The following is a 22928-nucleotide window of genomic DNA, read 5'->3' as shown; positions in this document are numbered from 1 at the left end:
GCCTGACCCTAACATCAAAACTCGATTCCCGACGCGCCGGCATCGGTTTCGAATTGTGCGCCGGTGCGTTCTTGAAATTCCGCCAGACAGATAATCAGTCCAACCATTTCCTGCTGCGATTTTCCGCTGCCTAAGATGACGGTTTTGGATTCTGCGCTTTCACCTTCGATTGTTCCCGTCACAGGAATTCCGTCGTCGGTCGTAAAGCTCACACTGCGATCACCTGTCGCAAGCGTTGCATCGCTGATCCCACACTCGTCTTTGAGTTCGGCAAATTGCTCATCAGTAATTGGCCCTGGCTCGCTTGACGAAAAAGCCCCTGAGCAAGCGCCCAAAACAGCGAGTAATGGCAATACGGAATAGATCTTCATTTCAACCGTCCAACAAACTTCTCGAACAGGTAAAAGCTATCCTGCGGGCCCGGGCTGGCCTCCGGGTGGTACTGCACACCGAAAGCGCGTTTGCCCTTTACCGCGATACCGCAGTTTGATCCGTCGAACAGGCTCACATGCGTCTGCTCAAGGGTGTCGGGCAGCGTGTCGCCGTCCACTGCAAAGCCGTGGTTCATGCTGGTGATCTCCACCAGACCGCTGGTTTCGCCCCAAGCTTCTCCCACACGCTGAACCGGATGGTTTGCGCCGCGGTGCCCTTGATGCATTTTCACCGTCTTTGCGCCCGCAGCCAAGGCGAGCATCTGGTGGCCCAAGCAGATACCGAACAGCGGCATATCCGCCTCCAGCAGAGCCTTAATCACTGGCACAGCATATTCGCCCGTCGCCGCAGGATCGCCGGGGCCGTTGGAAAGGAACACGCCGTCCGGTTTCAGCGCCATAATCTCGTCCAGCGTCGTCTTGGCCGGAACCACCGTTACCTTCGCGCCCGCTTTCACAAGATTGCGGAAGATGTTGTCCTTCGCCCCGTAATCAATCGCGACCACATGCGGGGTGGCATCGCGGGATGCGCGGCCATAGCCATGGCCCAGCCGCCAATATCCGCCTTCCCAGCTTTCTTGAGCATCGCGGGTAACACGCTTGGCGAGGTCCATCCCCTCAAGCCCGGCCCATTCCTGCGCGCGTGCGATCAACGCATCCACGTCGAACTTGCCGTCGGGGCTGTGCGCGATCACGGCATTGGGCGCGCCTGACATGCGGATGCGGCGGGTCAGAGCGCGGGTATCAACACCGGACAGGCCGATCTTGCCGTGCCGCTCCATCCATTCGGTGAAGCGTTCCAAGCTGCGGAAGTTGGACGGCTCCGTCACATCCTCGCGCACGATGCAGCCAACTGCACCTTCGACCGCGCTTTCGGCATCTTCGGCGTTCGCGCCGACATTGCCGATATGCGGGAATGTAAAGGTCACGATCTGAGCCGCGTAGGATGGATCGGTCATCACCTCCTGATACCCGGTCATCGAGGTGTTAAAGCACACCTCGCCAACCTGGCTTCCGGTTGCTCCGAATGCCTTTCCCCAAATGACCGAACCATCGGCCAAAACCAGGATTCCCGTCGCACCGTTGGGTTGCGCAGGACGTGAGGCAGCAGAAGCCATTCGGGGCTCTCCGAGTCAGGTGTTTCCAGCAATGTCGCTAAGTCCCATCGGCTAAGCGCGTGTTGCCTCCCCGTCAACCTAGCCCGAGGGGTCGCAATGCGTTAGAGCGCGCCCATATACCAATCCATCCACAACTAATGACAAAAAGAAGCGAAACACCATGATCCGTGATGACATCAAGGCCGCGACAATCACCGCGATGAAGGCAAAGGAAAAGGAGCGCACAGCGACGCTTCGCCAGATTTCAGCCAAGATTAAAGATCGCGATATTGCCGAGCGCACCAGTGGGAAAGAAATCCCTGACGATGAGCTGGTCACATCCGTTTTGCAGAAAATGGCCAAGCAGCGGCGCGAGTCGATAACCATGTATGTTGACGGTGGCCGCGAAGAGCTGGCCGACAAAGAGCGCAGCGAACTTGCCATCATCGAGGGGTTTCTGCCTCAGATGATGAGCGAGGAAGAAACGAAGGCCGCCATCGAAGCGGCAAAAGTAACAGTTGGCGCTGCATCCATTAAGGATATGGGCAAAGTTATGGCGGAACTGAAAAGCAAATACGGCGCTGTTGTGGATATGGGCACCGCGAGTGCCATCCTGAAAAAGAGTTTTTAGAAGAGGAATACCTCACATGATCCGCAACGCGCTTTTGCTCTCACCTGTCATTATGCTCGCCGCTTGCAGCGACGAAGTTGACCCGGACAACACAGCCGGAGACGCGACAGATCTGGAAGTCGCGACCACCGACGGGGAAGCAGAGGCCATGGCAGCTAAATTCCCTTCGCTCGAATTTGCCGACCTGGATCTCGGCGCCAAAATTGTGGGACCACAAGGGCCGGAAGTAAAGCAGCGCTTGGCCAATGAAGTAGGCGCTTTTGCGGACATTACATCTTACGTCGCATGCCCATCGGGGATGGAAGAATGCGACCCGAATACCGCCCCTGAAGGGACGATCTACACCTACGTACACATTGTGTTTCCTGGCGAAGATAGCGATCCGAGCACAGGCAGCGGTGCAGGCGCGGACAGCTCTTTTGTCGAAAGTGCGACTGGCTTTCGCATGACGAGCCCCGCTCACGGCTTTACCGGTGACGCAGGCTACTCCAAGCTGGAGGCAATCGCCGCGGTGAACGAGGCAGTTGATGTGATAATCACCTGCGTTGATGGCGGGTTATCATGGACGGTGAATGCCGGTGATGGCGGCAATCAATGGGAGCAGGCGGAGCCGCTGACGTTCTTCTGGCAATCAACATTGCCTCCCGAAGGTCCGGCAGAGGCGTATATGATCGAAGCGAACGACACCTTTGCGACAGGCCCAGGTCCTTATCCTAAGATGAAGTCAGGCGTGACCAATGCTTGCACAGCTTCCTCCACAGACGGATCGTAAGAACGCTTGAATGATTGGCGTGCGGGGCGCATTTGCCTAGCATGACGATCACCCCGCAATGGAAGGACGAGCTGCGCGCACGCGTGACCCTATCAACGGTCATCCTGCGCACGGACAAGATCACCAAAGCGGGGCGCGAATGGAAGGGCTGCTGCCCGTTCCATGACGAGAAGACGCCTAGCTTCTACGTCAACGATCAGAAACAGTTCTACCACTGCTTTGGCTGCGGCGCGCATGGCGATGTGATCAGTTGGATGACGGAACAGCGCGGGCTTTCCTTTATCGACGCGATTAAGGAGCTCGCGGCGGAAGCGGGAATGGAAGTTCCTGCGCCTGACCCTATCGCGGCAAAGAAAGCTGAAAAGCGCGCCAGCCTGATCGATGTGACGACCGAGGCGCAGGAATGGTTCGTTCACAATCTTCACACCAGCGACGGAGCCGAAGCGCTTGGCTACCTCAAGCGGCGCGGCCTTAAACCTGATGTTCTGCGCGAGTTCGGTTTCGGCTATGCGCCCGAGAACAAGCAGGCTTTGAAAAGCGCCCTTACCCGCTTTGACGAGGAAATGCTGGTCGATACCGGCATGCGCATCCGCACGGATGACGGCAACACCTATGACCGTTTCAGAGAGCGCATCATGCTGCCCATTCAGGATGCACGCGGGCGGGTAATCGCGTTTGGCGGGCGCATTCTGGATAAACGCGATGGCGTCGCGAAATATCTAAACTCGCCGGATACCCCGCTGTTCGACAAAGGCCGGACACTCTACAACCTGCACCGCGCTGCCCCGGCCTCACGCCAATCGGGCCGCGTTATTGTGGTCGAAGGTTACATGGACGTGGTCGCGCTCGCTCAGGCTGGATTCGAGGATGCTGTCGCACCGCTCGGCACGGCGCTTACAGAAATGCAGCTCGAAATGCTGTGGCGCATGGTCGAGGTCCCGGTGCTTTGCTTTGACGGTGATGCGGCTGGGCAAAAGGCGGCGATGCGAGCCATTGGCCGCGCGCTCCCGATGCTGGCCCCGATGCGGTCCCTTGGCATTGTGCAATTGCCAACCGGAAAAGACCCTGATGACCTGATCAACGAACAAGGAGCAGGTGCCATGGAAAAGCTTCTGTCTGCGCCAAGGTCATTGCTCGACATGTTGTGGGATTACGAACTCGCTTCACAGCCATTGCAAAGCCCTGAAGCGAAAGCGGGTCTTAAGGCGCGCCTGATGGAGCACGTCGACACAATTCAGGACCGCGATATTCAGTCGCTCTATCGCCGCGAACTGCTCGACCGGTTCTCAGCCTTTGCCTATCCGCCGCGCGCGCCAAAGAAGGCATTCGGGCAACAGCCGCAGCGCGGGCCATGGAACGGCAAAACTGCGGCTCCGCGCACACTATCGAACGATGCACGCGCGACCTTGCAAAAGGCGATGGCGGGCGGCCAGCGATCGGAGTTGTTCGGTGCAATTGTCGCGGGCCTTTTGCGCCATCCACAGGAAATTTCGCGCCATTCAGAGACCCTCATCGCCCTTGCCCGGCACGACTCGATTGCCGCACCCGCAATTGAATCGCTGATTGAACTATCGGAAACGCTTGATTCGGACAGCACAAACGCCATATCAGATGGGCAAGGCTATCCTGCCCCACCGGTAGACAATCGTTACACCTTCCTCAGAGAAGGCACGCCCCCCGGTGAAGCGCGCGAGGAATTGGCTGAAGCTGTGTCGTTGCTGGCCCATAAACCAGCGCTCGAAGCTGCTATGGCGGCGACGATTGCGAGGTTTGATGATGATCCGGAAGGGTCATTTGCAGAGCAGGCCCGGTTGCGACAGCAGCTCATAACAGTTGAAGAACGTCTAAAAGCATTTGGGCGAAAAAAGGCCGCAACCAATGCGGCGCGAGATGAAAATTCGGTGTCTTCGGACGGCTAAACCAGCCCTTCCCGCAGGCAAACCGCGAAATGGATTGATAGCGATACATGGCCACGACCGCTAAAAAGAATAAGTCCGATAACGAAGACGCTCCATTGATCGATCTTAATGAGTCGGCAGTGAAGAAGCTTATGACCAAGGGAAAGAAGAAGGGCTACATCACGTATGATGAGCTCAACACTGCTTTGCCTTCGGGAGAGATGAGCCCTGACCAAATCGAGGACATTCAAACGGCGCTGTCCGAAATGGGCGTGCAGATCGTCGAGAATGACGAGGAAGCCGAAGCGGAAGCTCAGCAAGAAAACGAAGTCGAAGAAATCGCTGTTGGCGCCGACAAGAAAGACACCAAGAAAGACGCTAAGGCCGCGCCTGTTAAAAAGGCCGCTGCCGATGGCCGCACCGATGATCCGGTGCGCATGTATCTGCGCGAGATGGGCGCTGTTGAGCTGCTCAGCCGCGAGGGTGAGATTGCCATTGCGAAACGGATCGAATCCGGCCGTGACATGATGATCATGGGTCTTTGCCAGAGCCCGATTACATTCCACGCCATCATCCAATGGTCGGAAGCGCTCAACGCTGAAGACATGCAGCTGCGCGAAATCCTCGATCTTGACGCGATGCTTTCTAAAGAGCCGCCGCCTGACAAGATGGAAGAGGAAAACGAAGACGACGACGGCGAGATCTCGGAAGAGACCGCTGGCCCGACAATTCGTGACGATGACGAAGACGATTCCGATTCTGAAGACATTGACGCCGAAGAAGGCGAAGGCGGCGAGTCCAAAAAGGAAGAAGAGGAAGAGGAGGACAACACTCTCTCCCTCGCCCAGATGGAAGCCACTCTTAAGCCGGACGCTATCGAGCGTTTTGCACGGATTACGAAGCTCTTCAAAACCTTTGAAAAGCTGCAAGCTGAGCGTGTGGAAACGCTCGCTGCTGGCGGCGAGTTTCCGAAGGCGAAAGAAAACAAGTACGAGAACCTCGGCGAAGAACTCACCGCCGAAGTGGAAAGCATGCAATTCCACGCGACCAAGATCGAATTCCTGGTCGACAATCTTTATGCGTTCAATCGCCGCCTGACCGCACTTGGCGGCCAGATGCTGCGCCTTGCCGAGCGTCATAAAATCAAACGCATCGACTTCTTGAAATCCTATGTTGGCAACGAGCTGGACGACAGCTGGATCATCGCCAATGCGAAGAAGGACAAGAAGTGGAAAGCCTTTGCCGAGAAGGAAGAGGCCGCAATCGACCGCATCCGTGCGGAAATCACCGACATTGCTGCGCAAACCGGCATGGCGCTGGCCGAATTCCGCCGCATCGTTAACATGGTGCAAAAAGGCGAGCGTGAAGCGCGTATCGCCAAGAAGGAAATGGTTGAGGCGAACCTTCGCCTCGTGATTTCTATCGCCAAGAAATACACCAATCGCGGCCTGCAATTCCTTGATCTTATTCAGGAAGGCAATATCGGCCTGATGAAGGCCGTCGACAAATTTGAGTATCGCCGCGGTTACAAATTCTCGACCTACGCGACGTGGTGGATCCGTCAGGCAATCACCCGCTCGATTGCCGACCAGGCCCGCACGATCCGTATTCCGGTTCATATGATCGAGACGATCAACAAACTGGTCCGCACATCACGTCAATTCCTGCACGAGGAAGGCCGCGAGCCGACCCCTGAGGAAATGGCAGCGCGTCTTTCCATGCCGCTTGAAAAAGTGCGTAAGGTTATGAAGATCGCGAAAGAGCCGATCTCTCTCGAAACGCCGATTGGCGACGAGGAAGATTCCCACCTGGGCGACTTCATCGAAGATAAGAACGCGATCATCCCTGTGGACGCCGCAATTCAGGCGAACCTCAAGGAAACGGTCACCCGCGTCCTCGCCTCTCTCACCCCGCGTGAAGAGCGCGTGCTACGCATGCGTTTCGGTATCGGCATGAACACCGATCATACGCTTGAGGAAGTCGGCCAGCAGTTCTCGGTTACCCGTGAGCGTATCCGCCAGATTGAGGCTAAGGCGCTACGCAAGCTGAAGCACCCAAGCCGCTCACGTAAAATGCGGAGTTTCTTGGATCAGTAGGAATTGACAGGAATATTTTGTCTGACGTAGTCCCGAAAATTCAGGGGGATTACTTAAATGTCAGATACAAGACCGGCAATATGGATTGATGTACTGAGAACCAGTATTTGGCCAATCGTTGTCTTAATCCTGTTTTTTTCAATGATCGGCACCATTCGAGGGGCATTTAACGACGCATCAGTTTCGAACATTGGGCTAGGAACGAGCGGACTAACGATCGCTTTAGACAAGCAAGCTGTGTCCAAACTCAATCCTCCCGAGGAAATAGTAGAAATTCTGCCGAGTCTAACGTCGTCCGATATACAAAAATTGTTGAGAGTGCCGAGAAACTTCAACAACACTTATTGCCGTGTTTCTCCTGATGGTCAGCCATCAACTGCAACGGAAAGCTATGCGAAGCTTGTGGAACTGAACCTCATTTCTACCAAATCAGCCATTTCGCCAATCATCGGCGACAGCTGCCCTGACGGACAATTTTTAAATGCGAAGCTGACCGACGAAGGAAGAGCGACGCAAAAATTCTTTCTCGACGTTCTTGGCGAAACAATTTCAATTATTGATACGGACGAATAGGCGTTGGCGAGTGTGCAGGGATAAAACACTCGATGCCAACCATCGCCATCGTCAGCCAGAAAGACGGTTCCGGTAAGATCACGCTCGCGGTTAACCTCGTCACGCGTGCAGCGCAGGAGAAACATGATAGCTGCATGATCGACACCGATCCTGCGGCGGCTTGAGGTGATTGGCACGGCAACTAGCGCCCGTTGCTGAAACAGCTCCCCCGGCCCGTCTTGGCCTCACAATCGAAAGCGCTAGGGAGGAAAAGGTCGACCATATCATTGTCGACACGCCTCCTCATGCGGATGCAGCGGCACCTGAAGCGATAAAGGCAGGTGACATCGTCCTTGTCCCGACCAAACCTGTCCGCCCTGACGATCCGGTCAGTGCTTATCGCGATAGCAAGACCGCGGGATTAGCAGGCATGCCTTCCCACACGCGCGGCGTATCCAGCAATTCCAGCCTTGCGATCGCTTGATCACCCGGAACATTGATTGCCCAAAGCCGCTGGCTGTCGCCATCCGCCGGATCAAACGCGCTGTCGCGAACCGGGTCGCGCGGCGTGAACCATGGTCGGAAGGCGTTTTTCAGAACCCTGTGCAAGACCGATCCATCGGCATAGGTGACACGCAGCGTGTAATCACAGCCGGTGCCCTTGCAATACCAGTAATATTCACCCCGATCGGTTTCAAACGCCGCGCGGTCTGCTGCAATTGTAGGATCAAACCGGCGAAGCAAGTTTCCGCGATAGCTAACCGGTGCGTAGATTTGCGAAGCTCCAACAGTCCCCGCACGACTGAAATCGATCATGATTGTGTGAACATCGACGTTGCGCGTGACTGGCAGACCGCCATCTGTTCCGTACAATCCGCCGCTTGCCGTGGTCGGCGTGTGAAGCCGCATTGCGTTATCGATGCTGTCCCAGCGTGTATAAAGATTGGGGCCTTCTTCATCGACGAAAATGCGTCCCCCAGAGAACTCACGGCCCCCTGCGCCATCGCTGGCGACGCCTTCGAACCATCGCTGTAATCGGGCGACGTTCCCGTCGCCGTGCATCGCAAAGCGGAAACCGTCCGCTTGATCACCGCTCCCGCTTTGCATCGGGTCCTGCCGGTAGCAGACGCCATTTTCGTCAATCTGGCGGCTGCCGGCGGCGCATCTGCCAAAGTTGCTCGCCCCCTCCGGCATTTGCGGGCTCTGCATCAAATTTTTGAACCCGTCATAGCCCCATGCGGACCCAAGCAGACTTCCGCCAATATAGGGATAACGCCCTGCATTGTAGGCGTCGTTGGCGTGCGCCAAGCCCATCGCGTGGCCAAGTTCATGGAAGAAAACACCCGCTTGGCGATAGTCTCCTGTGGCGCCGCCGCCGCCGCCTAAACCGCCGCCCGGACTGGCATAGGTCATGCTGGGAGCATTCACCGCCAATAGCGGCGCATAATACAATGTGGCCGTAGGGCTTTCACCATTTGCCGTCCGGATCGCCTTCGCCATGCGCAGCACAGACGACATGATGGCAAAGCCGTCTCTTTTTTGATCGGCAGAATTGATCGCGTAAGCCTGACCGCCGCTGCGCGGATGGATTACGATGCTGGGCAGCGATACTTTTTCAGCAGGATGCCGTTCCGCTTCCAATTCAGCCACCGGCCATTTAGCCAGCATTTCGTCGGCGATGACTTGGTCAACATCACCGGCTGATTCCAGCGTTTGCGTGTTGGTTTCATTCGCACCAAACAGATAGAATGGCAGCATCGCAATATTCAATTTGGAAGCCGCGCCCACCTCCATGTCTCGAGCATCGCCCCGAAGGTAATTGTCGGCGGACACCGCCAGCTGCACTCCCGGAACAACCCATTCAGCCGGAATGGCCGCGCTATACACATTGTCAGCGTATGAAGCGCCGTCACCAGCGGTCGCAGGCAGAGCGGACGGGACATTCAATGCAATCTCGCCAAAAACTTCACCGTTTTGGATGCCGAGCAACTTGGGTGCAGATGCATCACCACGGTCAAGCTGGACCAGCGCGAGCGCCGGACGATTGCCGACCAGACGCAAAGACATTGGGTCATCAGAAAATGCAAAATCCCGCCCTGCATTTGGGATCACGTGTGTTTGCGCAAATGACAGAGTCATATTGATTGGCTCTGTCGGCGTAGGCGCCGACGAAGACGGCGGCGATGATCCAACCGCGCCAGGCGAGGACGAATTTCCTCCACCGCCACACGCTGTCATCACAGCAAAAGCGGAAAGAGCGAGCCCAATCCGGCTCGCCTTTTTGATACCCAGTGTCATCGATTACGCCCCGTCCATTTTGAGAAGCGCGGGTACCCGAATTATCTTAACGTTTTGATGAGGCCAATTTTGTGGCAGTGAAACATCCAGAGGATCGCATGGATCTTGCGGACAAGTTGCACGACAAACTTGCATATCTTTGAGGCCCGCCCGAATGGTCGTTTGATAGCAGTGACCGTTCCGACTGTCCCACGATTCTACTTGCAGCCTCTGACTGACAGAAAGTTCACAGATGCCAACAATCGCCATCGTCAGCCAAAAAGGCGGCTCCGGAAAGACAACTCTTGCTGTCCATCTTGCCACGCGTGCAGCCGCCGCGAAATATGAAAGCTGTGTGATCGACACTGATCCGCAAGCGACTGCAGCGGCTTGGGGTGATTGGCGCGGTGATTTTCTGCCGGTTGTAGTGACAGCGCCGCCCGCCCGACTGGGCCGTACGATTGAAAGCGCGAAGAAGAACAGCGTCGATTTCATCGTAGTCGATACCCCGCCCCACGCAGACGCCGCCGCGCGCGAAGCGATTAAGGCAGCGGATATCGTCCTTATCCCGACCAAACCGCGCGCATTCGATCTTCATGCACTGGAACCAATTGCAGATCTCGTCAGCTTTGCGAAGAAGCCCGCCTACGTGGTGCTCAACGCCGTGCCATCAGGCGCAACAGTCCTAACCAAAGAAGCCCGCGCCACAGCCAAGGAGATGGGTCTAGAAGTCTGCCCGGTCGAATTGGGCGACCGTGCGCCATTCCATCGTTCCTCTGCCCGCGGCGAAACAGCGTCCGAGATCAAGCCGGACAGCAAGGCAGCGAAGGAAGTCGAAGCCTTGTGGAAGTGGCTGAAGAAGAAACTCGGCTGATCAAACCGCAATTTGTCGATCCGTTCTTGCATCAATATCTCCATTTGGTCAGTCTGTTTACATGCATTTAATTAAGTCAGTATCGCTCCGCGCCCTCCCAATTGCCGTGTTGGCCGCGCCCATCTCTGCCTTGGCGCAAGAGCAGCCTTCGGAACCATCGCCTTTTTCGGAAACAGAAGACCAAAGCGAGACAAGTCTAACTGAACTCGATACCGCTTCTCTCGATCTAGCCGGACAAATCGTAACGATCGGATACCCTAAGGAAACCCGTGAGGCCTTGTTCTTTGGGTCCATGGATCAGACTATTATTCAGCTGCGCCAAGCGCTCGGCGATTTTATGCCTGAAGATGATCCGGAAGCAGTGAAGATATTCGATGAATGGATCGTCAAATACACCGAAGAATCGAAGGTCATCCTGCGCAAACATATCCCTTCGATTATGGACGGTATGACCGCCGCCTATGCCGATCTGTTTTCTGAAGAAGAGCTGCGCGACATCCTTGCATTTGTGCAAACGCCCAGCGGTAAGCAGTTCTTTGACCGTATGCCCGATGTTGTAGGCTCGGCCAGTTTTGCAGATGCCAATCAGGCATATCTCGATGAAAGCATGGCGTCTGTCATTCCAGCCCAACGCGAATTGCTCAATCAACTGCGCGAGCATCAGGAAAGCAAAGACGAGCCTTCCGAGACGACTTGAGTGAAATACGCAATCAGACGGTAGAAAAGCTGGTTTCACGGGGTGGAGTGTTACGCCGTGTGCCACTATATGGCCCGCATGCGTATTGCCATTGCCTCTGATCACGCCGCGACCGACCTAAAGGCTGAACTTGCCGAATGGTTGATGGACGCCGGACACGAAGTTGCCGACCTTGGCCCCGATGTGGGCGAAAGCGTCGACTATCCGGATTACGGATATAAGCTGGCAAGTGTTGTTGCCGACGGGACCGTAGAGCGCGGAATTGCCCTATGCGGAAGCGGGATCGGAATTTCGATCAGCGTTAATCGCCATCCCGGTGTCCGATGCGCGCTGGTATCAGAGCCGCTTTCAGCTGCACTCGCGCGCGAACATAATGATGCAAATTGTATTGCCCTCGGCGCGCGTTTAATAGGCATCGAAATGGCCAAGAGCTGCGTAGCTACATTTCTAGACACCGAATTTGCCGACGAAGGCGACCCCGCCGGTCGCCACCAGCGCCGTGTTGCAAAACTCGGCAACCCACCTGTTTCTACCGATCACATCGAGACGCACCAATGAGCACCCATCCCTCCGAAGTACTGAACTCCATGGATTCATTCTGGAACGATGATCTTGCGACAGCGGATCCCGAAATCGCGGCAGCCATCGGTAATGAACTGGCACGCCAGCAGGACAAAATCGAACTGATCGCGAGTGAGAATATCGCCTCTAAAGCTGTGCTCGAAGCGACCGGCAGCGTCTTCACGAACAAGTACGCCGAAGGCTATCCGGGCAAGCGATACTACGGCGGCTGCGACTATGCTGACGTAGTTGAAACACTGGCTATCGACCGCGCGAAAGAATTGTTCGGATGCGAATTCGCCAACGTCCAACCGAACAGCGGCAGCCAGATGAACCAAGCGGTTTTCCTCGCGCTTTTGCAGCCAGGTGATACCTTTATGGGCCTCGATCTTAACTCGGGTGGCCACCTGACCCACGGTTCGCCAGTCAATATGAGCGGCAAGTGGTTCAATCCGGTAAGCTACGGCGTTCGCGCCGAGGACGAGCTGATCGATATGGATGCAGTCGCGGCAACCGCGCGTGAGCACAAACCGAAACTAATCATTTGCGGCGGCACTGCCTATTCGCGGACATGGGACTTTTCCGCTTTCCGCGCGATTGCAGATGAAGTGGGTGCGATCCTCCTGTGCGATATGAGCCACATTTCCGGTCTAGTGGCAGGCGGCGCGCACCCCTCGCCTTTCCCGCACTGCGATATAGTTACTTCGACTACGCATAAGAGCCTTCGTGGTCCGCGCTCTGGCATCATCCTGTGGAATGATGAGAAATTTACCAAGCCGCTCAACATGGCGGTCTTTCCCGGCCTTCAGGGCGGCCCGCTGATGCACGTGGTCGCGGCAAAAGCAGTGGCTTTCCGCGAAGCGCTCACTCCGGAGTTCAAAAGCTATTCTCACCGCATAGTCGAGAATGCCCGCGCGCTCGCGGCAAGCCTTGAAGAGAACGACCTGCGGATTGTTTCTGGCGGAACAGATAACCACTCGATGCTGGTCGATCTGACTGCCAAAGATGTGACTGGCAAAGACGCTGAAAAAGGCCTCGATCGCGCCTGGCTGACCTGCAACAAGAACGGCATTCCGTTCGATACACGATCACCATTTGTGACCAGCGGTATCCGCCTTGGAACGCCGGCAGGCACCACGCGCGGCTTTGGCCCAGCGGAATTCCGCGTCATTGGCAAACTGATCGCGGAAGTCGTCGATGGTCTGGCCAAGAACGGTGCCGAAGGTGACATTCAGGTTGAGGAAAGCGTGCGTGGCCGCGTGGCAGACCTTTGCTCCGCCTTCCCAGTGTATCCGAACGCATAAGAGCCGCCGACCGTGCGTTGCCCCTTCTGCGCCTTTGACGACAGTCAGGTGAAAGACTCACGTCCGACCGAGGATTCGACCTCGATCAGGCGGCGACGGCAATGCTCGTCTTGCGGCGCGCGCTTTACAACGTTTGAACGGGTGCAATTGCGCGAGGTTACGATTGTGAAATCGGGAACCGAGGGCGAAGAACGCCGCGAGACCTTCAACCGATCAAAGATCGAGCAATCGGTGTCCCTCGCCTGCCGTAAACGCGGCGTCAGCCAAGAGCGGATCGATCAACTAATTTCTGGCATTCAAAGACAGGTTGAAACCGCAGGTGAACCAGAAGTCGCGTCTTCCAAAATTGGAGAGATGGTGATGGACGGTTTGAAGCAGATCGACAGCGTCGCTTACATCCGGTTCGCCAGCGTCTATCGCGATTTCTCTGAAGCGCGCGATTTTGAGGAATTTGCCAGCACCGTTCAAGAAGCGGCCAAGGACTGATCGGTTGAATCCGCCGATCATCGTGCTCGTGCGTCCGCAACTGGGCGAGAATATTGGCAAAGCGGCCCGCGCTATGCTCAATTTCGGGCTTACCGAAATGCGCATCGTTGCCCCGCGAGATGGCTGGCCTAACCCATCAGCCGGCCCCGCTGCAGCCGGAGCAGACATCGTTCTGGATCGCGCCAAAGTGTACGAGACAACAGCTGAAGCAGTTGCCGACTGCGAACATATTTACGCGACCACAGTGCGCAAACGCGGGGTGACCAAACCCGTGGTCGGCCCAGATAATGCGGCGCGCTTGATGCACACCAAAGCAGGTAGGCATGCCGTCCTGTTCGGCCGCGAAGCATCGGGCCTTGCGACTGAAGATGTGTCCCTCGCTCGTCATATTCTGACAGTCCCGATCAATCCTGAATTCGGTTCTCTTAACCTGGCGCAGGCTGTAATTCTGACTGCCTATGAGTGGTCGAGAATTGCGCGCAAGACAGGCGCCGACAGCGATCTAGTCCAACCCACTGCCGAGGAAGAATTGCTGCCCCCTGCCCCGCAAGCAGAGCTTGACGGGTTGGTCGATCAATTCGAGGAAATGCTGAGGCCGCGCGGATATTTCTTGCCCGAAGCACGGGCCGATGCCACGCGCCAGACCTTGCGCAGTGTTCTAACAAAACCGGGCTGGAATCATCTCGAAGTGCGAACTTTCAGAGGGATTCTCAGAACGCTTGGTCGGGAGCGGCGCGATTAACGCCGTGGACCAATTATGAACCGTCTTGAGCCTGCCGGCAGCTTTCGATCTGCGTGGCCCGAACATGATCCGAAGCGGATGGCCCGCGATTTTCTGTTGTGGCGTCACCTTCGTGTCGTTCGCGCACGGACGATGCGGCATATTCGCGGCTTGCTGGGCGGCGGGAGATCGACCCCCGTCACCACGACCTATGGTGTGAAGATGTGGTCCAACTGGGGCGACAAGACTTACGCCTATTGCCACTACGGCACGTATGGCAGCTATCTGGCGGACTTACTTGCCTCGGTCCGTGAGCCTTTCTGTTTCGTGGACATCGGCGCAAACCAAGGGTTGTTTTCGCTGGTCGCCGGGCAGAACGCATCATGCGCGAAAATCATCGCATTGGAGCCTGTTGGTCCAACCTATGAGCGGCTGGTTGCAAACCTATCTGCAAACGAACTGGACGAACGTTCGGAAGCGCTCAATTTCGGCCTTTCCGATAAAGTCGGTGAGTTCCCGATCACTCTGAGCAAGGGGCATAGCGGCCTCGCCACTCTGGGCGATCACGGTATGCAGCTGAGTAGAGAGCACACTCAAGCCAGTGTCCGCCTTCAAACCATGGATGCGCTGGCCGGTCATTTGCCCGAGTATCTGCCGATCTTCGTAAAGATCGATGTGGAAGGCCACGAAGAAACGGTGATCCGCGAGCTTCTTCAATCACCCCATGCGAAACGCATCATTGCGATCTTTTATGAGCATGACGACAGGTGGACGGATAAAGGCGCTGTAAATGCTTTGTTGGACGATGCTGGCTTTGAGCATTCTAGAATTTACGGACGCGGCAAACACTATGATGTTCTCGCCACGCCTTTAGGGGTTTAATATTTCAAGAATTGCGCGAAGATGCGGAATGAAGTTTCGTTTATTCAATCGCCAAAAGTCGCCGTAGACATGCCCCGTCCGTGACGATAGCATACGACCATACCCTCTAATCAAACCCCGTGAGATCATTGATGAAAATCACCTTTGGCCGTGCTGCGGCGCCCATCGCTTTGCTGCTCGCAGTTCCAGCTCTTGCTGCCCAACCTGAAGATCAAGCGAAAGGTGTCGAGGCTGCAGAAGCGACTGAGGCTGGCAAGAAGGAAGAAAGCGTTCCTACAGCCGAGCCAAAAGCGAAAGAAGAGAAGCGCATTTGCCGCCGTGTCAGAACAGACGCCAGCAGCCGCCGCGCGACTAAAGTCTGCAAAACCAAGAACGAATGGCGCGAGTTTAACCAGCGCCGCTGATTCGATCACAGGTTTCAACTGGAACCTACTGCATGCGAAACTTGACGGGCCTCCCATTCGTGCTAATGGGCGCGCTCGCAATTGGCTCCGCATCCCGGTGAAGCGGTAGCCGCACAGGACAGATATGGTTCTGTGGTGCGATGCCGGGTTAAACGGTTGCCAAATGGGCGACCCTGCAAAATTGAAGGAAAGACTATGTCAAAGCGCAAAAGCGCCAAGTACAAGCTCGACCGCCGGATGGGCGAAAACATCTGGGGTCGTCCGAATTCTCCGGTAAACAAGCGTTCCTACGGCCCGGGCCAGCACGGTCAGCGTCGCAAGAGCAAGATGAGCGACTTCGGTCTTCAGCTGCGCGCCAAACAAAAGCTTAAAGGCTATTACGGCGACGTTACCGAGAAACAGTTCCGCTCCACCTACAAAGACGCGACTCGCCTTAAGGGTGATACCGGCCAGAACCTGATCGGTTTGCTTGAGCGCCGTCTGGACATGATCGTGTACCGCGCAAAGTTCGCTCCTACGATCTTTGCTGCGCGTCAAATCGTGAACCACGGCCACATTTATGTGAACGGCGTGAAGTGTAACATTCCATCGCGTCGCTGCGATTTGGGTGATGTGATCAGCCTGGGCAGCAAAGCCAAGGAAATGGCTCTCGTCATCGAAGCACAGAGCCTGCCAGAGCGTGAAATTCCTGACTACGTTGTTCCAGAAGGCAACGACAAGGTCGCTTTCACCCGCATTCCTAAGCTTGATGAAGTGCCCTATCCGGTCACTATGGAACCAAACCTCGTGGTCGAGTTCTACTCGCGCTAATTGCTGCGGGAAACCAAATCAAATGGGGCGGTTCTGCGGGGCCGCCCTTTTTTGTTTGTGCCGAATGCTCACACCGAAAACTAAAAAAGGCGGCCCCGAATGGACCGCCTTCCTATGTGCCTCGTAATGAGTAACATAAATACGCATCACTTCCGGATTCGATCCCACTTATCAAATTCATACGCAATTGAGCCCTCCACCAGACGTTCCCAGATGTCTGCAATCACTTCTGACGGGATGCCGGCGGCCTCCGCCTCTTTAACCGCTGCATTGATAACGCTCGCTTTGCGATCTTCATCGCGCACCGCGTCACGGGTAGGCTTTATCCGCGCAGCGGCCCGCATATAACCGAACCGGCGCGTCAAAAGAGCCACCAATTCACGGTCGGTCTCGTCCACGCCAGCACGCACTTCGAGCATTGTGGTGCAATCATCGGGCGCTAACGCCATATCGCAAAACCTTTCGGGGATCAGGGGTGATTATTCGCCGAGATGTTCGGTAAGGAAATTATCAATCGCCAACAACATATTTCCGCGCACTTGGCCATGATCTAGGAAATGGTCGAACCCTTCATACTCGACGTACTTCACAGGGTGCCCTGCATCTTGCAACCGATCTTCCATCCGGCGCGATTGTAGATAGCCGACATTCATATCCAGCGTACCGTGGAACAATAGAACCGGCGCTTTAAACCGCTCTGCAAAGTTCGCAGGACTGCCTTCTTTCAAATGCGGGCCTTCGCCGATGAATTCACGCGTGACCTGAAAGTTCGTGTAATCGCGTGCCTCTTCAATCGTCAGGCGCAGATCTGTAACCGGTGCGATCGCGACAACCGATTTGTACAAGTCGGGATCGACGACTTGTGATTGCAAGGCGGCATATCCGCCATAGGACCAGCCAACAATGCCCATACGATCGGGGTTGGCGATGCCTTCTTTGACGAGCCAGCGCCCCGCATCATTCACGTCGCCGATTGCCACGTCCCACGCCTTGAAACCGTTGCGACCGAACCATGCCTCACCGTAACCGGCAGAACCGCGAAAATTCGGTTGGAGCACCGCATATCCGCGCGCCGCGAAAAACTGGACCATCCAGTCAAAGCCCCAATAATCGCGCGATCCCGGTCCGCCATGCGGCAAGACGATTGCAGGAACAGGGCCATCAGCCCCCAAAGGTAAAGTCAGGTAGCCAGGAATTTCAGTCCCGTCGGCAGCAGAGAAGTTGATCGGTTTCATCGGTGCCATTTGCCGCTCTACGAGCGGATCTCGTAACGGAAGAAGCGGAGAAAGAGCCTTAGTGTCGCGCTCCAGAAGGTAGGTCATACCGGGGTCAACATCGCTTGATGCAACAATTAGCAGCGTGTTTTCGTCAGCTGAGGCATCGATAATGCTGATCAATGGCTTTCCGGGCAGCGCATTCTGCAATCCGCGTGCTAGCTTAGCCAAATCACTGTCGAAATATTCGACTTGCCGCTTCTCGGTTGCCCAGCTCACGCCCACTGCACGCTGCTTCCGCCCAATGGTTAGAAGTCCATCGGCGTCTACGTCACCTCGCGCGGCAACCTCTTTGACTTCACCTGTTCCATCCAGCGGCACTCCATAGAGAGCCCAGACCCCATCTTTTCGCATGTATCCGTAAGCAATGTTGTCTTTTGCGCTGACATTGACGGGGCGAAAGCTCGACAGGTCCTCTGCAAACGGCTCCCATTTATCGGAATCTGGCTTGCGATAGAAATACCGGTACTCGCCTGCCAATTGCCCCCTTGTATCCATTAGGCTCCGCACTTTTACGCGGATTTCGCCATTCTCATCTGCGACGTAGCGGGACGCTTCTTCATCGGGCTTTTCGACTGTGCGCCGGCGGTTCTTCGTCACGTCGATCATTTCGACGCCCAGACCTGGGTCGGCATTACCAAGGCGTGTTCCCAGCGCCGTTCCTTCAAGAAACTGACGCGTTACCAGAATTCGGTTTTCTTCGCCTTCCACATCGAGCGCCAGAACACGTCCACCATTTTGCTGGATACCTCTCGCCCGTGTGGAGTCGCGCGAAGTCAGCAAATTGGGCTTGGAACCGTCCGTCGCAACTGACAGTAGGCGGCTGATGTATATCGGCGTTTGGCCATCGACAACGGACATTCCGAGCACATTGCAAACCAACCAGACGTCATTTGCCCAATTGCAGGATGTCAGTTCGGCATTGGCATCATCCAAGCTGGTTATGAGTTGAGGCTCTGGGTTGGAGGTGAGATCAACAACATACAACAGTTCAGTCGTCGCATTGTCAGAGGAAATGTAAGCAATCTTATTCCCGGACGGCGAAAGACTGATATCCAGAACACTGGGTCGCGCACCAAAACGGGCTGCCAGCTCTTCGGCCTCACTGTCCTGCGCAAAAACCGGGGCAGCAATTGCCGATAGCGTGAGAACAGAAAGCGCACCGAACGCGCGCGAAACGGCTTTGAAATACATATTGCCCCCAATTGCGCCCGAAACGGGCGGATCACTTGCCAGCGTAGTAATCAGCCCTGAAACGCGCAGCAAAATCAGTGAATTGTTGCTTCACAATGGCATCACGCATGGTCCGCATCAAGGCCTGATAAAATGCCAGATTGTGCTCCGTCACGAGCATCGCGCCAAGGATTTCTCCCGACTTTTGCAAATGGTGCAAATAGGCGCGGGAATAGCTAGCACAGGTGGGGCATTCACAGCGCTCATCGAGCGGCGCGGTGTCTTCCTTAAACTTCGCATTGCGCAAATTGACCGGCCCATTCCAAGTGAATGCCTGACCGTTTCGTCCTGATCGTGTCGGCAGGACACAATCGAACATATCGATACCGCGCTCAACCGCCCCGACAAGATCATCGGGCTTGCCCACCCCCATCAGATAGCGTGGACGATCTTTGGGAAGCAATTCGGGCGCGTATTCGAGCACCTCGAACATTGCCTCCTGCCCTTCACCCACAGCCAGGCCGCCAACCGCGTATCCATCGAAACCGATATCGGTGAGTTTTTCCGCGCTGATCTGACGCAATTCCTGATCGAGTGATCCCTGTTGAATGCCGAACAATGCAGAGCGCGACGCGTGCTCTTCACCGCTGTCGAAGCCCTCACGGCTGCGCTTTGCCCAGCGCATCGACATTTCCATGCTGGCGGCAATCTCATCAGGCGGGCGATCTGCGCGCGGGCACTCGTCAAACGCCATGACGATATCGCTGCCCAGCAAACGCTGAACTTCCATCGAGCGTTCGGGTGTGAGCATATGCTTTGACCCATCCAGATGGCTACGGAACTCCACGCCATCCTCGGTCAATTTGTTGAGATCGGACAGGCTCATCACCTGATAGCCACCGCTATCGGTAAGGATGGGGCGATCCCAATTCATGAACTTATGCAGCCCGCCCAGCTTCGCCACTCGCTCCGCACCGGGGCGCAGCATCAGATGATAGGTGTTGCCAAGGATGATGTCCGCACCAAGAGCACGAACCGCTTCCGGCTTCATCGCCTTCACAGTCGCCGCCGTGCCGACCGGCATGAAAGCAGGCGTTTGGATGTTTCCGCGAAGCATCGAAATCGTGCCAGTCCGCGCGCGACCATCCGTCGCTTTCAGGTCGAATGAAAAACGGGAAGCCATCAGATTACTCGCGCAAACGCCAACCGGTTTTGAAGATAAAGGTAATGACTGCAGTGCAGACCGCAAGGAAGCCCAAAGTCAGGCCAAGGGACACTCCGATCGACACATCCGCTGTGCCATAAAATGTCCATCGCAGCCCGCTCACCAGAAAGGCGATCGGATTGGCCAAGGCTATCTTGTCCCACGGCGCTGGCAACATTTCGAGAGAATAGAATGTGCCGCCAAGGAATGTCAGCGGCGTAAGGATTAGAACGGGGATAATCCCAAGTTTTTCAAAGCTATCTGCCCAAACTCCCAGAATGAAACCAAACAGGGAAAAGCTCGCCGCGACAAGCATGATGAATCCGAATGCGAACAGCGGATACTTGATCTCATAATCGACAAACAGTGTCGCCGTGCCAAGGATGACTGCCGCTAGGATCAAGCTCTTGGTCGCGGCCGCCCCGACAAAACCGATCAGCGTCTCGGCCACCCCGACCGGTGCCGATAGCAGTTCGTAGATCGTGCCCGTGAAGCGCGGCATATAAATGCCGAAGCTGGAATTGCTGGTCGTCTCGCCAAGCAAGGTCAGCATCAACAAACCGGGTATGATGAAGGCCGCGTATTCAACCCCGCCGATGGGCTCCATCCGGCTTCCGATCGCTGACCCGAAGACGATGAAATACAGCGACGTTGTGATGACAGGAGCGATCAGAGACTGGAATGCCGTGCGGAAAGCCCGCATCAACTCTCTCTGGTAAATCGACCACGCGCCGCGAAAATTGAAACCCATCCCGGTCATCATTGTGCGGCCTCCTGCTCAGATACAAGGCCGACAAAAATATCCTCAAGCGAACTGTCGTGGATGTCGATCCCGCGATAATCGATACCCGCCGCGATAAGAGCTTTGGTCAATCGCGCAACATCTTCGCGTCCGCCGCCTGCTCCGTCGCCGCCGCGATAGCAAAGCTCCTGCCCGTCTTCACGCAGTTCAACCGGAAATTCAGCAATGCTAGCTGGCAGTTCGGCAAGCGGCTCGCTCAATTCAATTACCGCTTCTGTCCGGCCCATGCGCTGCATAATGGCGTCTTTATCATCCACCATAAGAATTTGACCTTTGCGAATGATACCGACGCGGTCGGCCATCTCTTCTGCCTCTTCAATATAGTGCGTCGTGAGGATGATCGTTGTACCGCGCTCGCGCAGCGCCGCGATTTGTTTCCACATATCCTTACGCAGATCCACATCGACGCCGGCGGTAGGTTCATCAAGGAACAGCAACTCGGGCTCATGAGCGAGCGCTTTTGCAATCAAAACACGTCGCTTCATTCCGCCAGAAAGCTCGCGAATCTGGCTGTCCTTCTTTTCCCACAGAGTAAGGCTGCGAAGGACTTCTTCGATCCGCGCTTTGTCCGGCGGGTGGCCAAAGAGACCGCGGGAATAGGATACCGCACGGTAGACTGTCTCGAACATATCCGTGCTCAGCTCTTGCGGAACCAAGCCGATCCGCGCCCTCGCTGCCCGCCAATCTATCGCCAAGTCATGGCCGAACGCACTTATCGTTCCTGCAGTTGGCCGAACCAAGCCGCAAACGGCCCCAATTAGCGTCGTCTTGCCCGCACCGTTGGGCCCGAGCAAAGCGAAAATCTCACCCTTGCGAATATCAAGCTGCACATCGTCGAGCGCTTTGACGCCGCCTTTATAGGTTTTCGAAAGGCCGGAAATGGAAAGGATCGGTTCGGACATGCAACCCGATTAGGGAAGCAGCAGCGAGGAGTCACCATAGGAATAGAAACGATATCCCTGTGCAATCGCATGTTTGTATACCGCCATCATCCGATCGCGCCCCATAAGAGCGCTGACCAGCATCATCAAAGTCGATTTGGGCAGATGGAAATTGGTCATCAACCCGTCAACACCATTGAATGTGTATCCGGGCGTGATGAAGATGTCGGTATCACCCGCGAACGGATGAATAATGCGGTCAGGCGTCGCGGCGCTTTCCAACAATCGAAGCGCTGTTGTGCCAACGCCAATGATTCGGCCGCCCGCTGCACGCGCCGCATTCAACCGTTCGGCAGTTTCCTTAGTAATCCGGCCAAACTCCGAATGCATCGCGTGGTTGTCGGTATCGTCCGCTTTCACAGGTAAGAACGTCCCCGCCCCTACGTGGAGTGTCAGCGTTTCACGCCGAATGCCGCGCGCATCGATCGCCGCGATCAGCTCTTCCGTAAAGTGCAAAGACGCCGTGGGCGCTGCAACCGCGCCATCTTCCTTTGCGAACATCGTTTGATAATCGGACAAATCCTGCTCATCCACGCCCCGCTTTTGGGCAATGTATGGGGGAAGAGGCATAGTGCCTGCCCTGTCCAACAAAACCTCTACCGGCTCATCACCTTCAAACATCAGTGTCAGGCTACCGTCTTCAAACCGGTCCTGTGCGATTGCTGTAACACCGCCGCCGAACACCAGTTGATCTCCGAGCTTTACCCGCTTGGCATTGCGGACGAACGCCTGCCAGCGGCGCAGATCGATACGCTTGTGCAGAGTGGCGCCAATCCTTGCCTCGCCATTGGCGCGGCGGCCTTCTAACTGCGCCGGAATGACCCGAGTGTCATTGAAAACAAGGACATCGCCTGGATCAAGCAGATCGGGAAGATCGCGCACGCCCTTGTCAGAGAATGCCTCATCGCCGCGCACAAGCAGCATCCGCGCCGCATCGCGCGGTCGCACAGGCCGCAGCGCAATCCGCTCTTGCGGGAGTTCAAAATCAAAAAGATCTACACGCATCGGCGTGCGCCTAGCGGTGCTCGTGCTTCAGGGAAA

Annotated in this window: 24 protein-coding genes; 15 read left to right on the top strand and 9 right to left on the bottom strand. The window is 55.9% G+C overall.

The annotated features are described in order from the left end of the window. Positions 1-14: 14 nt before the first annotated feature. Both KCG46_RS10070 and carA read right to left on the bottom strand, forming a co-directional pair. The gene (locus KCG46_RS10070) at positions 15-371 is read right to left on the bottom strand and encodes a hypothetical protein (protein WP_218405088.1); all 357 of its coding nucleotides are present in this window, start codon (positions 369-371) and stop codon (positions 15-17) included. Continuing rightward, positions 368-1549: a glutamine-hydrolyzing carbamoyl-phosphate synthase small subunit gene (gene carA, locus KCG46_RS10065; RefSeq protein WP_218405087.1), complete on the bottom strand. Its 1182-nt coding sequence runs from the start codon at positions 1547-1549 to the stop codon at positions 368-370. Before carA ends, KCG46_RS10070 begins: the two co-directional genes overlap by 4 nt. A 160-nt stretch (positions 1550-1709) precedes the next feature. Here carA and KCG46_RS10060 point away from each other — a divergent pair, with 160 nt between their 5' ends. From KCG46_RS10060 to KCG46_RS10035, 6 genes are all read left to right on the top strand, one after another. Beyond that, a complete protein-coding gene (locus tag KCG46_RS10060) occupies positions 1710-2159 on the top strand; it encodes a GatB/YqeY domain-containing protein (RefSeq protein ID WP_218405086.1) in 450 nt (149 codons plus the stop codon). A 16-nt stretch (positions 2160-2175) separates the two neighbouring features. Further along, positions 2176-2931: a hypothetical protein gene (locus KCG46_RS10055; protein ID WP_218405085.1), complete on the top strand. Its 756-nt coding sequence runs from the start codon at positions 2176-2178 to the stop codon at positions 2929-2931. A 41-nt stretch (positions 2932-2972) separates the two neighbouring features. After that, the gene (gene dnaG, locus KCG46_RS10050; RefSeq protein WP_218405084.1) at positions 2973-4850 is read left to right on the top strand and encodes a DNA primase; all 1878 of its coding nucleotides are present in this window, start codon (positions 2973-2975) and stop codon (positions 4848-4850) included. A 47-nt stretch (positions 4851-4897) separates the two neighbouring features. Then, complete coding sequence (rpoD, locus tag KCG46_RS10045; RefSeq protein ID WP_218405083.1) at positions 4898-6925, top strand: RNA polymerase sigma factor RpoD; 2028 nt, start codon at positions 4898-4900, stop codon at positions 6923-6925. Between the two features lie 141 nt (positions 6926-7066). Continuing rightward, positions 7067-7498, top strand: a complete 432-nt coding sequence (locus KCG46_RS10040; protein ID WP_218405082.1) for a hypothetical protein — start codon at positions 7067-7069, stop codon at positions 7496-7498. 32 nt (positions 7499-7530) lie between these two features. After that, positions 7531-7662, top strand: coding sequence for a ParA family protein (locus KCG46_RS10035; RefSeq protein WP_218405081.1), 132 nt, complete (start codon positions 7531-7533; stop codon positions 7660-7662). 211 nt (positions 7663-7873) lie between these two features. On the opposite strand, the gene KCG46_RS10030 is transcribed toward KCG46_RS10035, so the two are convergent. Continuing rightward, positions 7874-9544 (bottom strand): M66 family metalloprotease, encoded by a 1671-nt coding sequence (locus KCG46_RS10030; RefSeq protein WP_218405080.1) that lies wholly within the window; start codon positions 9542-9544, stop codon positions 7874-7876. 463 nt (positions 9545-10007) lie between these two features. Between KCG46_RS10030 and parA the strand changes: the two genes are divergently transcribed. The 9 genes from parA to rpsD all read left to right on the top strand — a co-directional run bounded on the left by parA (position 10008) and on the right by rpsD (position 16493). Continuing rightward, positions 10008-10628, top strand: coding sequence for a ParA family partition ATPase (parA, locus tag KCG46_RS10025; RefSeq protein ID WP_218405079.1), 621 nt, complete (start codon positions 10008-10010; stop codon positions 10626-10628). A 61-nt stretch (positions 10629-10689) separates the two neighbouring features. Continuing rightward, positions 10690-11325 carry a DUF2059 domain-containing protein gene (locus KCG46_RS10020; protein ID WP_218405078.1) on the top strand — a complete coding sequence of 212 codons (636 nt, stop codon included), beginning with the start codon at positions 10690-10692 and terminating at the stop codon, positions 11323-11325. A 78-nt stretch (positions 11326-11403) separates the two neighbouring features. Continuing rightward, the gene (gene rpiB, locus KCG46_RS10015) at positions 11404-11883 is read left to right on the top strand and encodes a ribose 5-phosphate isomerase B (protein WP_218405413.1); all 480 of its coding nucleotides are present in this window, start codon (positions 11404-11406) and stop codon (positions 11881-11883) included. After that, positions 11880-13190: a serine hydroxymethyltransferase gene (gene glyA / locus KCG46_RS10010; protein ID WP_305040798.1), complete on the top strand. Its 1311-nt coding sequence runs from the start codon at positions 11880-11882 to the stop codon at positions 13188-13190. The genes rpiB and glyA overlap by 4 nt, the downstream gene beginning before the upstream one ends. Positions 13191-13202: 12 nt before the next feature. After that, a complete protein-coding gene (gene nrdR / locus KCG46_RS10005; protein WP_218405077.1) occupies positions 13203-13676 on the top strand; it encodes a transcriptional regulator NrdR in 474 nt (157 codons plus the stop codon). Positions 13677-13680: 4 nt separating this feature from the next. Further along, positions 13681-14418 (top strand): RNA methyltransferase, encoded by a 738-nt coding sequence (locus KCG46_RS10000; protein ID WP_218405076.1) that lies wholly within the window; start codon positions 13681-13683, stop codon positions 14416-14418. 15 nt (positions 14419-14433) lie between these two features. Beyond that, positions 14434-15279, top strand: a complete 846-nt coding sequence (locus KCG46_RS09995; protein WP_218405075.1) for an FkbM family methyltransferase — start codon at positions 14434-14436, stop codon at positions 15277-15279. A gap of 131 nt (positions 15280-15410) precedes the next feature. After that, positions 15411-15683, top strand: a complete 273-nt coding sequence (locus tag KCG46_RS09990; RefSeq protein ID WP_218405074.1) for a hypothetical protein — start codon at positions 15411-15413, stop codon at positions 15681-15683. Between the two features lie 195 nt (positions 15684-15878). Beyond that, positions 15879-16493: a 30S ribosomal protein S4 gene (gene rpsD / locus KCG46_RS09985; protein ID WP_218405073.1), complete on the top strand. Its 615-nt coding sequence runs from the start codon at positions 15879-15881 to the stop codon at positions 16491-16493. A 146-nt stretch (positions 16494-16639) separates the two neighbouring features. On the opposite strand, the gene KCG46_RS09980 is transcribed toward rpsD, so the two are convergent. The 6 genes from KCG46_RS09980 to queA are packed head-to-tail and all read right to left on the bottom strand — an operon-like array spanning position 16640 to position 22892. Further along, complete coding sequence (locus KCG46_RS09980; protein ID WP_218405072.1) at positions 16640-16942, bottom strand: chorismate mutase; 303 nt, start codon at positions 16940-16942, stop codon at positions 16640-16642. Between the two features lie 30 nt (positions 16943-16972). Beyond that, positions 16973-19033 carry an alpha/beta hydrolase family protein gene (locus KCG46_RS09975; protein WP_255551860.1) on the bottom strand — a complete coding sequence of 687 codons (2061 nt, stop codon included), beginning with the start codon at positions 19031-19033 and terminating at the stop codon, positions 16973-16975. Then, complete coding sequence (gene tgt, locus KCG46_RS09970) at positions 18993-20123, bottom strand: tRNA guanosine(34) transglycosylase Tgt (RefSeq protein ID WP_218405071.1); 1131 nt, start codon at positions 20121-20123, stop codon at positions 18993-18995. The genes KCG46_RS09975 and tgt overlap by 41 nt, the downstream gene beginning before the upstream one ends. Positions 20124-20127: 4 nt before the next feature. Next, positions 20128-20895 carry an ABC transporter permease gene (locus tag KCG46_RS09965; protein ID WP_218405410.1) on the bottom strand — a complete coding sequence of 256 codons (768 nt, stop codon included), beginning with the start codon at positions 20893-20895 and terminating at the stop codon, positions 20128-20130. 8 nt (positions 20896-20903) lie between these two features. After that, positions 20904-21848, bottom strand: coding sequence for an ABC transporter ATP-binding protein (locus tag KCG46_RS09960; RefSeq protein WP_218405070.1), 945 nt, complete (start codon positions 21846-21848; stop codon positions 20904-20906). 9 nt (positions 21849-21857) lie between these two features. Then, positions 21858-22892 carry a tRNA preQ1(34) S-adenosylmethionine ribosyltransferase-isomerase QueA gene (queA, locus tag KCG46_RS09955; RefSeq protein ID WP_218405069.1) on the bottom strand — a complete coding sequence of 345 codons (1035 nt, stop codon included), beginning with the start codon at positions 22890-22892 and terminating at the stop codon, positions 21858-21860. Between the last annotated feature and the right edge of the window lie 36 nt (positions 22893-22928).

The sequence above is a fragment of the Erythrobacter crassostreae genome, from assembly GCF_019204045.1.
GTDB classification, from domain to species: Bacteria; Pseudomonadota; Alphaproteobacteria; order Sphingomonadales; family Sphingomonadaceae; genus Erythrobacter; species Erythrobacter crassostreae.
The sequence above is the reverse complement of the archived record's forward strand: the minus strand, read 5'-3'. Positions and strand labels throughout refer to the sequence as shown.

Excerpts from the sequence above, each read along its gene's own strand:
- KCG46_RS10070 (WP_218405088.1), bottom strand. The coding sequence starts at position 371 with ATGAAGATCTATTCCGTATTGCCATTACTCGCTGTTTTGGGCGCTTGC.
- carA (WP_218405087.1), bottom strand. The coding sequence starts at position 1,549 with ATGGCTTCTGCTGCCTCACGTCCTGCGCAACCCAACGGTGCGACGGGA.
- KCG46_RS10060 (WP_218405086.1), top strand. The coding sequence starts at position 1,710 with ATGATCCGTGATGACATCAAGGCCGCGACAATCACCGCGATGAAGGCA.
- KCG46_RS10055 (WP_218405085.1), top strand. The coding sequence starts at position 2,176 with ATGATCCGCAACGCGCTTTTGCTCTCACCTGTCATTATGCTCGCCGCT.
- dnaG (WP_218405084.1), top strand. The coding sequence starts at position 2,973 with ATGACGATCACCCCGCAATGGAAGGACGAGCTGCGCGCACGCGTGACC.
- rpoD (WP_218405083.1), top strand. The coding sequence starts at position 4,898 with ATGGCCACGACCGCTAAAAAGAATAAGTCCGATAACGAAGACGCTCCA.
- KCG46_RS10040 (WP_218405082.1), top strand. The coding sequence starts at position 7,067 with ATGATCGGCACCATTCGAGGGGCATTTAACGACGCATCAGTTTCGAAC.
- KCG46_RS10035 (WP_218405081.1), top strand. The coding sequence starts at position 7,531 with ATGCCAACCATCGCCATCGTCAGCCAGAAAGACGGTTCCGGTAAGATC.
- KCG46_RS10030 (WP_218405080.1), bottom strand. The coding sequence starts at position 9,544 with ATGTCTTTGCGTCTGGTCGGCAATCGTCCGGCGCTCGCGCTGGTCCAG.
- parA (WP_218405079.1), top strand. The coding sequence starts at position 10,008 with ATGCCAACAATCGCCATCGTCAGCCAAAAAGGCGGCTCCGGAAAGACA.
- KCG46_RS10020 (WP_218405078.1), top strand. The coding sequence starts at position 10,690 with ATGCATTTAATTAAGTCAGTATCGCTCCGCGCCCTCCCAATTGCCGTG.
- rpiB (WP_218405413.1), top strand. The coding sequence starts at position 11,404 with ATGCGTATTGCCATTGCCTCTGATCACGCCGCGACCGACCTAAAGGCT.
- glyA (WP_305040798.1), top strand. The coding sequence starts at position 11,880 with ATGAGCACCCATCCCTCCGAAGTACTGAACTCCATGGATTCATTCTGG.
- KCG46_RS09995 (WP_218405075.1), top strand. The coding sequence starts at position 14,434 with ATGAACCGTCTTGAGCCTGCCGGCAGCTTTCGATCTGCGTGGCCCGAA.
- KCG46_RS09990 (WP_218405074.1), top strand. The coding sequence starts at position 15,411 with ATGAAAATCACCTTTGGCCGTGCTGCGGCGCCCATCGCTTTGCTGCTC.
- rpsD (WP_218405073.1), top strand. The coding sequence starts at position 15,879 with ATGTCAAAGCGCAAAAGCGCCAAGTACAAGCTCGACCGCCGGATGGGC.
- KCG46_RS09980 (WP_218405072.1), bottom strand. The coding sequence starts at position 16,942 with ATGGCGTTAGCGCCCGATGATTGCACCACAATGCTCGAAGTGCGTGCT.
- tgt (WP_218405071.1), bottom strand. The coding sequence starts at position 20,123 with ATGGCTTCCCGTTTTTCATTCGACCTGAAAGCGACGGATGGTCGCGCG.
- KCG46_RS09965 (WP_218405410.1), bottom strand. The coding sequence starts at position 20,895 with ATGGGTTTCAATTTTCGCGGCGCGTGGTCGATTTACCAGAGAGAGTTG.
- KCG46_RS09960 (WP_218405070.1), bottom strand. The coding sequence starts at position 21,848 with ATGTCCGAACCGATCCTTTCCATTTCCGGCCTTTCGAAAACCTATAAA.
- queA (WP_218405069.1), bottom strand. The coding sequence starts at position 22,892 with ATGCGTGTAGATCTTTTTGATTTTGAACTCCCGCAAGAGCGGATTGCG.